Here is a 13,822-nt window from a genome sequence, read left to right on the forward strand (position 1 = left end):
GGATCGAGGCCCGGGATCTGCGGGTCTGTACGGTTTTGTTACGAAAAAGCCGTTCCAGGCGGCTCGCAAACGTTTGCACAAGGCGTACCAAGTCTTGTGCGAGGCCTGTGCAGGAGCTGCGGCACGCTGCGATCTTTTGATTTTGATTTTTAAAAACCGGATCAAAAGATCGCAGCGTGCCGCAGCTCCTACAAGGGGAGATTCCTTGGGATTACTGGTCGAAACTCCCGGTTTAGAGGGGCCTAGTATTAAAGTATTAACACCATTTAATCCGTGCCCCATTGCTGGGCGTCTACTAGCTTGTGACCCATAGAACGGTTTTGTGATGACCGTCGCAGTCTTGATTCGCGTGTCGAATAAGCCCTGCTTGTCCACGCCTTCAAGGATGAATCTGGCCACTACAAGGAGTAGCCCGTGGAAGCAAGGTTTGGTGTCGCCCTCGTATCGCGTTTTTCCCCACTTTCCCTTGCTGTGCACCTGAGCGTCGCCGGACTGCTGTTCGGCGGGATGAGCGCTCCGGCACTGGCTACTTGCTCGACGGCGGGGTCCACCGTGACCTGTACCGGCGTGCCGACGCTGCCGCTGTTCCTCAACAACTTCTCCAGCGCCACCAACGGTCTGACGGTCAACGTCAACAGTGGCGCACAGATGAATGCGACCCTCGGCGGCCACGTAATGGACCTGACCGGGACGAACATCAGCCTGAACAACTCCGGCACTCTGGACCCGGCATTGCTGGGCCTGGTTTCGGCGTTGAGCGGCGGTGCATTCATCGGGACCGGGGCGACCAGTACGATCAGCGTGCTCAACAATGCCAGCGGGATCATTCGCGGCACGGGGATGTTGCTCGGGCTGGACCTGACCAGCATCCAGGGTTTTGGCATTGCGGTGAATAACGCTGCTGCCGGCACCACCAGCATCACCAACAACGGCATCATTACCTCCACTGGGTTGTCGGTCGGTGGCATAACCCTCGCGGATACTCCAGTAATCGGGGTCTACGGCGGCTCGCAAGTCAACATGACCAACAGCAGCAGCGGTACGATCACTGGCCGGATCGCCTTTGAAACTTCGGCGGCGGGCAACACCTTCACCAACGCCGGCGCGATTACTGGTGGCGTGTCGATGGGCGCGGGCAGCACCAACACCTTCACTGCAGTGACCGGTTCTTCCGTGCAGGTCGGTGACGGTATTCAGATCACCGTCGGCCTTGGTGGATTGATCGGAATCAACCTGACGTTTGCCCCGACCGGGACGGTCGATGGTGGTGCCGGCGGCACCAACAGCCTGATTCTGCAAAACCCGGCCGGTGTCGGCACCACTGGTGTTGGCACTGCGTCCAGCGCGACCTACGTCAACTTCAACAATCTGACGCTCAACAGCGGCACCTGGACGTTGCAGGGGCCATTGGTCAGCGGCAGCACCACGCTCAACGGCGGCGTTGCCCAGTTCAACAACAACGCGACGTTCGGCAGCGGTGCAATCACCTCAAACGGCGGGATCTTGCAGGCCAGCAATGCCGGTTTGAACATCGCTAACCTGATCTCCCTCGGTGCCGGCGGCCTGGCAGTGCAGGGCACCAATGCCACGACCCTGAGCGGGGTGATTTCCGGCAGCGGTGGCCTGACCAAGGTCGGCGCCGGCCAGTTGAGCCTCACTGCGGCCAACACCTATCTGGGCAACACCACGCTCAATGGCGGCACGGTGCAAGTGGGCAACAGTCAGGCGTTCAGCGCGGGCAGTATCAACTTCACGGGCGCGACCAGCCTGTCGGCACCGGGCACCATCAGCCTGAACAATGCGATCACGCTGGGCGCCACGATGACCGCCACCGGCAGCGGCGGTTTGACCCTCGGGGGGCTGATCACCGGCAGCGGTGGCATCACCAAAACCGGCGCGGGCAGCCTGACCCTCAGCGGTGCCAACACCGGTTATACCGGCGCCACCACACTGAGTGCCGGCAGCCTGCTGGTGACCAATAACAACTCGCTGGGCAGCGGGGCGCTGACTACCGCCGCCGGCACCAGTCTCGATAGCACCGCCAACGTAACGCTCGCGAACAACATCGCGATGACCGGCGCCCTCAACGTCCTCGGCAGCAATGGCCTGACGCTCGGCGGCGTGTTGTCTGGCACTGGCGGCATCACCAAAACCGGCAGCGCCAGCCTGACCCTGACCGGCAACAACACCAACAGCGGTACCACCACACTAAGCGCCGGCAGCCTGTTCGTCGGCAGCAACACTGCACTCGGGACCGGCGCATTGAACGCGGCGACGGGTACCACGCTGGATGCGACCACTGCGGTGACCCTGGCCAACGCCGTCGTGCTGGCGGCGGATCTGACCATTGGCGGCACTCAGGCGCTGGGCCTGAGCGGCATCGTCAGCGGCGCCGGCAATCTGATCAAGAATGGCACCGCGAACCTGACCCTCAGCGGCAACAACACCTATTCGGGCGGCACCGCGCTCAACGCCGGGACGCTGATCGTCGGTTCCAACACCGCGCTGGGCACTGGCGCATTGACGACGGCGGCCGGTACCACGCTTGACGCCAGCACTGCGGCAGCGCTGACCAACGCAGTCTCGCTCGGCGGTAATCTGAACATCGGCGGCAGCGCTAATCTGACCCTTGGTGGGGTGGTCAGCGGCAGTGGCGGCCTGACCAAAAACGGCGCGGCCAACCTGATTCTCAATGGCGCCAATACCTTCCTCGGTGGCGTCACGCTCAACGCCGGTACCATTACGGCGGGCGCCAATGCTGCGCTCGGCAGCGGCAATATCACCGTTGGCGGAGTGGCGACCCTCGACAGCAATGCGGCGGTGACGCTGAACAACAGCGTCATTCTCAACAACAGTCTGGGGATCGGCGGCAGCAGCGCTCTGACCCTCGGCGGCGTGATCAGCGGCACCAGCCAACTGGTCAAGAACGGCGTCGCCAATCTCACGCTCAACGGGACCAACACTTACAGCGGCGGCACCACACTGAATGCCGGTAGCCTGACCGTCGGCAACGGCGCAGCACTGGGCACTGGTGCCTTGACAGTGGAAGGCGCGGGTACCCTCAACAGCAGCTCCGCCGTCACTCTGAACAACAACGTTATTCTCAATGCCAACCTGACCGCTGGCGGCGCCAACGCGCTGACCCTCGGCGGAGTCATCAGCGGTGCCAACGGTTTGATCAAGACCGGCGCATCAAGCCTGACGCTCAACGGCAACAACACTTACACCGGTACGACTGCGTTGAATGCCGGATCGCTGATCGTCGGTTCCAACACCGCGCTGGGCACTGGCTCACTGAATGCGGCGAACGGCACCACACTGGATGCCAACACCGCTGCGACCCTCGCCAATAACGTCAACCTCGGCGGCACCCTGACTCTTGGCGGTAGCAATGCGCTAACCCTGGGTGGTGTGGTGGCCGGTATCGGTGGACTGGTCAAAAACGGCGCTGCCGACCTGACGCTCAACGGCGCCAACACCTATTTCGGCAACACGGCGCTGAACACCGGCAAACTGACAGTCGGCAGCAACACCGCACTGGGCGCGGGTACGTTGAACGCAGCGGCCAACACCACGCTGGACGCTAACACCGCAGTCAGTTTGAACAACGCCGTGGCGCTGGCGGGGGCATTGAATATCGGCGGTAGCGCCAACCTGACCCTGACCGGACTTGTCAGCGGCGCTGGCAGTCTGGTGAAGAATGGTGCGGCCAACCTGATTCTCAACGCAGCCAACAACTTCCTCGGCGGCACGACCCTGAACGCCGGCACCCTGACTGTCGGTAACAGTTCGGCGCTGGGCAGCGGTGCACTGACCGTCGGCGGCGCGGCGACTCTGGACAGCAACTCGCCACTGGTCAACCTGGGCAACAACGTCGCGCTCAACGCTGCATTGACCGTCGGCGGCACTCAGAATCTGGGCCTTGGCGGCGTAATCAGCGGCACCAGCCAGTTGATCAAGAATGGCGCGGCCAACCTGACGCTCAACGGCAACAACACCTTCAGCGGCGGCACCACACTGAACGCCGGTACGCTGACTCTCGGCAATGCCAACGGTCTGGGCAGTGGCGCATTGACTGTCGGCGGCGCCGCGACGCTGGATAACAGCCTGTCGTTCGGTATCGGCAACGCGGTCACCCTGAACGCCGGGCTGACGGTGGCTGGCAATAACGACCTGAGCCTCAACGGCATCATCGATGGTGCCGGCAGCCTGACTAAAAACGGTCTGTCGGATCTGGCCCTGGTCGGCAACAACACTTTTACCGGTGCGCTGAATATCGTTTCCGGCAGCGTCACCACCCTCAACGCCAACGCGCTGGGTAATACTTCCGGCGTCGATATCAGCGCCGGCGCCGGGCTCAATCTCGGCAGTGATGCCAGCCTTGCCGCATTGACCGGCAGCGGCAGCGTGCAACTCACCGGCAGCAATACGCTGACCGTCGGCGGCACCAACAGCACCAGCACGTTTGATGGCGATCTGAGTGGTAGCGGCGGCCTGGTCAAGGTCGGCACCGGCACGCTGAGCCTGACCGGGGTCAGCGGCATCACCGGTAACACCGCGATCAACGGCGGTACTGTGGATCTGAGCGGCTCGCTGGCCAGTGCGCAGGTCAATGTCAACACTGGCGGTACCCTCACGGGTACCGGTTCGGCGCTCGGTACCGTCAACGTCAACAGCGGCGGGCATCTGGCACTGTCTTCGGGCAATACCCTGTCGGCGAGTGCGCTGACCCTCGCTGCCGGCAGCAACGTCGATGTCAGTCTTGCAACGCCGTCGACCAGTTCACTGATGAACATCGGCGGCAACGTGACCCTCAACGGCAACCTCAACGTCACGGATGCCGGTGGCTTCGGTGTCGGTGTGTATCGCTTGTTCAACTACACCGGCGCCCTGACTGATTTGGGCCTGGACGTCGCCAGCGTGCCGGTGGGTTATGCCCTCGGTGATCTGGTGGTGCAAACCGGTGTTGCCAACCAGATCAACATTCAAGTGTCGGCGCCGAACTCCAACATTCGTTACTGGGATGGCAGCCAGACCATTGCCAACGGCGTGGTCGATGGCGGCACGGGGACGTGGAATGCCGTCGGCACCAACTGGACCGACGCCAACGGTCTGGTCAATCAGCCATGGGCCAGCGACTTCGCGGTGTTCCAGGGCACGGCGGGTACGGTCTCGGTTAACGGCACGCAACTGTTCACTGGCCTGCAGTTCATCACCGACGGCTACAACCTGGTGAATGGCACGGCGGGGCAACTGACAGCGGTCAACGGTACGGGCGGCACCACCGCCGTGCGGGTCGATCAGAATGTGACGGGCACCATCGGCGTGAGCATCGATGGCAGCGGCATTCTCAACAAACTCGACAGCGGTACGCTGGTACTCAACGGCGCCAACACCTACAGCGGCGGCACGCAACTGGATGGCGGCAAAATTGTCGTCGGCAGCAACACCGCACTGGGCAGCGGCACACTGACTGCCAATGCCGGCACGCAACTGGACAGTAACGCGGCGGTGACGCTGGCCAACGCGGCGACACTCAACGGCAACCTCACCGTGGTCGGCAGCAATGCGCTGACTCTGAACGGGGTGATTGGCGGCACGGGTGGCCTGATCAAGACCGGCGCAGCGAGCCTGACCCTGGGTGGCAATAACGCCTTCCTCGGCCCGGTAGCGCTGAATGCTGGCGCACTGATTCTGGCGTCGAACTCGGCGCTGGGCTCCGGCATCTTGAACGCGGCCGGCGGCACTACGCTGGATGCCAGCAGCGCAGTCTCGGTGAACAACGCGGTGAATCTGGCCGGCAATCTCGCCATTGGCGGCAACGCCGATCTGACCCTTGCCGGGACCGTTAACGGCGCGGGCAGTCTGACCAAAAACGGCGCGTCCAACCTGACTTTGAGCGGCAACAACAACTTCCTCGGCGGCACCACGTTGACCGCCGGTACGCTGATCGCTGGCAGCAATTCGGCACTCGGTCTGGGTAATTTGACCGTCGGCGGCGCCTCGGCGCTGGACAGCAACAGCGCGGTGAGTCTGGGCAACAACGTGGTACTCAATGCCAATCTGAGCAACACCGGCAGCAACGATCTGACCCTCGCTGGCGTCGTCAGCGGTGCTGGCGGGCTGATCAAGAATGGCGCGTCGAATCTGACGCTCGGCGGCATCAACACCTACAGCGGCGGCACCACGCTCAACGCAGGCACCCTGACCCTTGGCACTGGCGGATCACTCGGAATCGGCGCGCTGACCGTGGCTGGCGCTTCGAGCCTCGACAGCACTGCGCCGCTGGTGCTGGCCAACAACGTCAATGTCAATGCCAACCTCAATCTGCTGGGCAACAACAATATGACCCTCGGCGGGATCATCGCCGGCACTGGCACGCTGAGCAAAAACGGCCTGGCCGACCTGACGCTGAGCGGCAGCAATACCTTCAGCGGTACCTTTGATGTACTCGCCGGCAGCCTGACCACCCTGAGCAATGCGGCACTGGGCAACAACGCCACGGTCAATCTCGGTGGTGGCGCGACGCTTAACCTCGGTGCTACCGGCAGCGTCGGCAGCCTCACCGGCACCGGCACTGCGAACCTTGGCAGCGGCACCACGCTGAGCATCGGCGGCGGCAACCTGAACAGCACCTTTGACGGCATTCTCAGCGGCGACGGCGGGCTGACCAAACTCGGCACCGGCGCCTTGACCTTGACCGGGATCAGCAATCTGACCGGTGACACCAACGTCAATGCCGGCACCTTGCAGGTCAACGGCTCGTTGGCCAGCGGCAATGTGCAGGTCAACAATGGCGGCACTCTCGGTGGCAGCGGCACCTTGACCGGTGCGGTGACCGTGGCGGATGGCGGTCATCTGGCCGGCACCACCGGCAGCACCTTGTCGGTGAGTTCGCTGGTGTTCAATACCAACTCCAACTTCGATGTGGGCCTGGGCACGCCAGTCTCCGGTGGCGGCAATGCACTGGTGAATGTCGGCGGCAACCTGACCCTCGACGGCACCCTCAATGTCAGTGACATCGGCGGCTTCGGCAGCGGTGTCTATCGCCTGATCAACTACACCGGCGGCCTCACCGATAACGGCATGCTGATCGGCGGCGTGCCGGGCAGCGTGACCCCGGGCGATCTGCAACTGCAAACGGCGGTCGCCAATCAGCTCAATCTGCTGGTCACGGCGCCTGGCGTCACCGTGCAGTTCTGGGACGGTAATCAACTGATCGCCAACGGTTCAGTGGATGGCGGCAGCGGCACCTGGGGAACCGGCACCACCAACTGGACCGACGTCAACGGCACCACCAATCAGGCGTGGACCAACAACTTTGCGGTGTTCCAGGGCGCGGCGGGCACCGTCACCGTCAATGGTGCGCAAACCGTCACCGGTTTGCAGTTCGTCACCGATGGCTACAGCCTGCAGAACGGCACGGCCGGTTCGCTGAATCTGGTCAACGGTTCTCTGGGTAACGCGACGATTCGGGTCGATCCGAACGCCACCGCGACCATCGGTGTAGCGCTCAACGGCGCCGGCACACTCGGTAAATATGACACCGGCACACTGGTGCTCAACGCGGCCAACGGTTACACCGGCGGCACAGCGCTTAACGGCGGCAAGATCGTGGTCGGCAACAACGCCGCACTCGGCACGGGTGTACTGACGGCCGCCGATGGCACCGCGCTCGACAGCAACGCCGCCATCACCCTCGGCAACGCCGTGGTGCTTAACGGCGGGTTGACCGTCGCTGGCAGCAACGCCTTGACCCTTGGTGGCGTCGTCAGCGGCGCAGGCAGTCTGATCAAGACTGGCGCATCAAGCCTGACCCTCAATGGCAGCAACACCTACAGCGGCGGCACTCAACTCAACGGTGGTTCGCTGATCCTCGGTAACAACAGCGCGATCAGCAGCGGCGCGTTGAGTGTGACCGGCAACTCGACACTCGACAGCACCTCTGCGCTGCAACTGGCCAACGCGATCAACCTGGGTTCGCAACTGACCCTGGCCGGCAACCAGAACACCACGCTGATCGGTGCGGTAACCGGCACCGGCAGTCTGGTGAAAAACGGCAGTGGCAGTCTGGTCCTCAGCGGTGCCAATACCTACAGCGGCGGCACCACACTGAACGGCGGCAGCACCAGCGGCGACACCAGCAGTCTGCAAGGCGCAATCGTCAACAACGCGGCATTGACCTTCGCGCAGAACGCTGACGGTACTTACAGCGGCAACCTCACTGGTGCCGGTGCGTTGAACAAAACCGGCACCGGCCAACTGCTGCTGACTGGCAACAACACCTTCACCGGCAACACTTCGGTGCAGGCCGGTGGCTTGACCGTCAACGGCGTGCTCAACAGCGCCAACGTCAACGTCGCCAGCGGCGCGACAATCGGTGGCAGCGGTCAGCTTGGTGGCGCGGTGCAATTGGCCAGCGGTGCAACGCTGGTCGGTGGCGGCACGGCGACACCGTTGTCGGTTGGTTCGTTGGTGTTGTCGTCGGGGACCAATCTGGACTTCAGCCTCGGCTCGGCGTCCAGTTCCACCACGGTGGTCAACGTGGCTGGCAACCTGACCCTCGACGGTACGCTGAACATCGCCAACGCCGGCGGTTTTGGCACTGGCGTTTATCAACTGTTCCGCTACGGCGGCAGCCTGACCGACAACGGTCTGGTCTACGGCAGCCTGCCGGTCGCGGCGGCTAACCTGACTCTGCAAACCGCTATCGCCAATCAGGTCAACCTGCTGGTGCAAGGCACGCCGGGTGAGGTGCAGTTCTGGAATGGCGGCACCGTCAATCCGGACGGCAGCATCGGCGGCGGCAGCGGTGTGTGGGGGCCGAGCACTAACTGGACTGATCCGACCGGTACTCAGGCCTTGGCTTCGAACGGTCAGTTCGCGGTATTTGGCGGACAGAGCGGCACCGTAACCGTGCAGGGCAATCAGAACTTCACCGGTCTGCAATTCCTTGTCGGTGGCTACAGCGTGGTACCGGGTGCGGGCGGCAGCCTGACGCCGGTCAATGGTCCGGATGGCAGCCTGGCGCCGGTACGGGTGAATGCCGGTGGCAGCGCGGAAATCTCCGCGCCGCTGGTGGGCGCTGGCGGTATCGAAAAACTCGACTCCGGCACCCTGATTCTGAGCGGCGCCAACACCTACAGCGGTGGCACCACGGTCAGCGGCGGTACGTTGATCGGTAACACCACCAGCCTGCAAGGCAACATCACTGACAACGCGACACTGGTGTTCCAGCAGAACACTGATGGCCAGTTCAATGGTGTGCTGAGCGGCACCGGTGCGCTGGCCAAACGTGGTCTCGCGCGCTTGTTCGTCACCGGCAATCAACCCTTCAGCGGCACTGTTTCGGTGGATCAAGGCGTACTGCAAGTCGGCAGCCGCGCCGCTCGTGCATCGTTGGCCGGGCAGGTGACCGTCGCCAATGGCGCTGGCCTCAGCGGTAATGGCAGCGTCGGTTCGATCGTCAACAATGGTGTGGTTGCCTCCGGCGGGGCCGACGGCACGCTGAGTGTGGCCGGCAACCTGACCAACGCAGCGACCGGTGTACTGGCGTTGACCGTCAGTTCGCCGACCGCCACACCGTTGGCAGTCGGTGGCACCGCGACGCTTGGCGGTGGCTTGCAAGTCAACAGCCTGGCGCCGTTCACCACTAACACCACGTACTCGCTGATCACGGCGGGCGGTGGCGTGACCGGCACCTTCAGCAGCACCGATCTGCCGCAGTATGCGTTCCTCAACACCGCGCTGAGCTACGGTCCTGACGCAGTCACCCTGGCAGTCAGCCGCAACGGCAATTCGTTTGCCGATGTCGCTGCCACCGGCAACCAGCGCGGCACTGCGACGGCATTGTCGAACAACGGTGCGGCGGGTGCGGCGTTGCAGAGCCAGATCGTCAACCTCAGCGTGGCCGGGGCGCGCAACGCCTTCGATAGCCTCTCCGGGGAAATCCACGCCAGCACCGCGAGCGCCATGCTTGAGGATTCGCGCTTCATCCGCGAGGCGGTCAACGACCGCATGCGCCAGCCTTCGTGCAGCGCAGCGGATGATCCACGCAAAGCGCTGGCGCCAAGTGACACGCAACTGAGCAGCAATGGCTGCCACGGCGAAATGGTCGGCTGGGTTCGTGCGCTCGGCGCGTGGGGCGATATGGGCGGCGACAGCAACACGGCGAAAGTCGATCGCAGCCTCGGCGGCTTCATGCTCGGTACTGACAAGGCGCTCGATGACAACTGGCGTGCCGGGATGGCCGCTGGCTACACCCGCAGCAACCTCAACGAGCATGATCGCAACTCTGACGCCAAGGTCGACAGCTACCATTTGGCTGGCTACCTCAATTCGCAGTTCGATGCACTGGCAGTGCGCCTCGGCGCGGCTTACAGCTGGCACAGCATCGAGACCAAACGCGATGTCAGCGTCGGCACTTACAACGACCGTCTGAAGGCTGACTACGATGCACGCAGCGCTCAGGTGTTCGGTGAAGTGGGTTATGCGATCAACGCAGCGGGCATTGCCATTGAACCGTTCGCCGGTCTGGCCTACGTCAACTACGACAGTGACACCGCCAAGGAAAAAGGTGGAGTGGGGCGCTTGAAGGCCGACGCCGATCAGGACATCACTTACTCGTCCCTCGGTGTACGCGTCGGCAAACTGGTGACCCTGGCCAACGGCAGCCAACTCACCCCGCGTTTCGCTCTCGCATGGCGCCATGCCTACGGCGACACCAAACCGGATGCCGATCTGACCTTCATCGACGGCGGCGCGTCGTTCAGCACCCAAGGCGTGCCGATTGCCAAGGACAGTGCGTTGGTTGAGGCAGGCGTGGACTTCCAGGTCACCCCGACCGGCAAACTGGGCATTGGTTACTCGGGACAAGTGTCGAGCGACAACAACGACAGCGCCATGACCATCAGCTTCAGCCAAAGCTTCTGATCATGGTCGAAGCACCTTGACCGCCCGAAAGGGCGGTTTTTTTTTGCGCTGAAGGCAGGGTGTTTCGTGATGAGGGATGTGTTCACCCACGACCCCCTGTAGGAGCGAGCCTGCTCGCGAAAGCGCCAGCACAGACATCATCAATCCCGAACCAGTCATCCCAAAGCATCCACCCCCAAACCCCCTCTGCTAGAATCCGCCCATTCCCTGCCAGAGACTTCCCCATGAGCGAACCGATTCGTCTGACCCAATACAGCCATGGCGCCGGTTGCGGCTGCAAGATTTCCCCGCAAGTGCTGGAAGTGATTCTGGCCGGCAGCGGCGCGCAGAACCTCGACCCGAAACTGTGGGTCGGCAACGCCTCGCGTGATGACGCGGCAGTGTATGAAATCGACGCCGAGCGTGGTGTGGTCTCGACCACTGACTTCTTCATGCCGATTGTCGATGACCCGTTCGACTTCGGGCGCATCGCCGCGACCAATGCGATCAGCGACATCTACGCCATGGGCGGCGATCCGCTGATGGCGATTGCGATCCTCGGCTGGCCGGTGAATGTGCTGGCGCCGGAAGTGGCGCGCGAAGTGATTCGCGGCGGTCGGGCGGTGTGCGACGAGGCTGGGATTCCTCTGGCGGGCGGCCACTCCATCGATGCGCCGGAGCCGATTTTCGGCCTGGCGGTCACCGGTCTGGTGGAGAAGCGCCACATGAAGCGCAACGACACCGCCACCGCAGGTTGCCTGCTGTACCTGACCAAACCCCTGGGTATCGGCATCCTCACCACCGCCGAGAAGAAGGGCAAGTTGCGCCCCGACGACGTCGGCGTGGCCCGCGACTGGATGTGTACGCTGAACAAACCCGGCAGCCGCTTCGGCAAATTGTCCGGGGTCACCGCGATGACCGACGTCACCGGTTTCGGTCTGCTCGGCCATCTGGTGGAAATGGCCGATGGCAGCCAACTGACCGCACGCATCGCCTACGACCGCGTGCCACGTCTGGACAGCATCGAGTATTACCTTGAACAAGGCTGCTTGCCCGGCGGCACCTTGCGCAACTTCGACAGCTATTCGAGCAAGCTCGGACGTTTGCAAGAACTGCACAAACGCGTGCTCTGCGATCCGCAAACCAGCGGTGGCCTGTTGATTGCCGTAACCCCTGAAGGCAACGCCGAATTCCTCGCCATGGCCACGGAACTGGGTCTCAACCTTGAGCCAATCGGCGAACTGGTTGAGCGACAGACACACGCAGTCGAGGTGATTTGATGCCCCGCGACTGCACTGATTACCGCGACATTTTCCTCAACGACCGGCCGATGATGGATGCCCGTGCGCCGATTGAGTTTGCGCATGGGGCGTTTCCAGGGGTAGTCAATCTGCCGCTGATGAATGATCACGAACGCGAGCAGGTCGGCACCTGCTACAAGCAGCACGGACAGCAAGCGGCAATTGCCCTGGGTGAGCGGCTAGTGTCCGCCGAGGTCAGGGAACAACGCATTCAGGGCTGGGTCGAGTTTGCACGCGCCCATCCGGACGGCTATCTGTATTGTTTCCGGGGCGGGCTGCGTTCACAGATCGTTCAGCAATGGATCAAGGAACAGGGCGGTATCGATTACCCTCGTGTTGGCGGTGGCTACAAGGCCATGCGGACCTTTCTGCTCGATACGGTCGATCAGGCAGTGGCCGATTGCGATTTTGTCCTGCTCGGCGGTATGACCGGTATCGGTAAGACCGAAGTGTTGGTGCAACTGAAAAACGGCGTGGATCTGGAAGGTCATGCCAATCACCGGGGATCGAGTTTCGGCAAGCGTGCCACTGGCCAGCCGACCAACATCGATTTCGAAAACCGTCTGGCCGTTGATGTACTGAAAAAACGTGCCGATGGATTCGACCAGTTTGTGCTGGAAGATGAGAGCCGGGTGGTGGGCAGCTGCGCCTTGCCATTGCCACTTTACCGCGCAATGCAAGTGGCACCGATGGTCTGGCTTGAAGACAGCCTCGACAATCGGGTTGAGCGGATTCTGCAAGATTATGTGGTCGACCTGCACGCCGAGTTCGTCGCGATGTATGGCGAGAACGGCTTCGCGCTGTATGCCGAACGGTTGATTGCGAGCCTGAACAATATTCAGCGGCGGCTGGGCGGCGAGCGTCATCAGCGGATGTTTTTACAGATGGAAGAAGCGCTGGCCGAGCAGGCGCGCAACGGTTCGGTAGAGCTGTTCCGGGACTGGATCAGCGTGTTGCTGCGCGAGTATTACGATCCGATGTATGTATTTCAGCGCGAGAAAAAGGGCGGGCGGATCGAGTTCGCCGGGGAGCGGGAAGCGGTGTTGGAGTATCTGCGGGAGCGGGTGAACAAGCAGGTTTGATGGTGTTGTTCATGGCCCCATCGCTGGCAGGCCAGCTCCCACAGGTTCCGTGTAGTGCCTAAAACAGTGGCAACCACAAAACCCTGTGGGAGCTGGCCTGCCCAGCGATGAGGCCCAACCAGCCGCCACCCAGCTCAAGTCGGGCAAGCCCACAGGTTTTGTGTAGCGCCCAAAACGGTGGCAACCACAAAACCCTGTGGGAGCTGGCCTGCCAGCGATGAGGCCCAACCAGCCGCCACCCAGCTCAAGTCGGGCAAGCCCACAGGTTTTGTGTAGTGCCCAAAACGGTGGCAACCACAAAACCCTGTGGGAGCTGGCCTGCCAGCGATGAGGCCCAACCAGCCGCCACCCAGCTCAAGTCGGGCAAGTCCAAAGGTTCCGTGTAGTGCCCAAAACGGTGTCAACCACAAAACCCTGTGGGAGCTGGCCTGCCAGCGATGAGGCCCAACCAGCCGCCACCCAGCTCAAGTCGGGCAAGCCCACAGGTTTTGTGTAGCGCCCAAAACGGTGGCAACCACAAAACCCTGG

At 62.5% G+C, this 13,822-nt stretch carries 3 protein-coding genes; all 3 read left to right on the plus strand.

All coding sequences use genetic code 11. The features are described 5' to 3' along the window. Positions 1-414: 414 nt before the first annotated feature. Positions 415-10,932, plus strand: a complete 10,518-nt coding sequence (locus tag ACIOZM_RS05960; RefSeq protein WP_401210646.1) for an autotransporter-associated beta strand repeat-containing protein — start codon at positions 415-417, stop codon at positions 10,930-10,932. Positions 10,933-11,156: 224 nt separating this feature from the next. Continuing rightward, positions 11,157-12,191, plus strand: a complete 1,035-nt coding sequence (gene selD, locus ACIOZM_RS05965) for a selenide, water dikinase SelD (RefSeq protein WP_401210648.1) — start codon at positions 11,157-11,159, stop codon at positions 12,189-12,191. Beyond that, the gene (gene mnmH / locus ACIOZM_RS05970) at positions 12,191-13,294 is read left to right on the plus strand and encodes a tRNA 2-selenouridine(34) synthase MnmH (protein WP_401210651.1); all 1,104 of its coding nucleotides are present in this window, start codon (positions 12,191-12,193) and stop codon (positions 13,292-13,294) included. The genes selD and mnmH overlap by 1 nt, the downstream gene beginning before the upstream one ends. The last annotated feature ends 528 nt before the right edge of the window (positions 13,295-13,822 follow it).

This window comes from Pseudomonas sp. NPDC087346, from assembly GCF_044744235.1.
In the GTDB taxonomy this organism is placed as follows: domain Bacteria; phylum Pseudomonadota; class Gammaproteobacteria; order Pseudomonadales; family Pseudomonadaceae; genus Aquipseudomonas.

Excerpts from the sequence above, each read along its gene's own strand:
- mnmH (WP_401210651.1), top strand. The coding sequence starts at position 12,191 with ATGCCCCGCGACTGCACTGATTACCGCGACATTTTCCTCAACGACCGG.
- selD (WP_401210648.1), top strand. The coding sequence starts at position 11,157 with ATGAGCGAACCGATTCGTCTGACCCAATACAGCCATGGCGCCGGTTGC.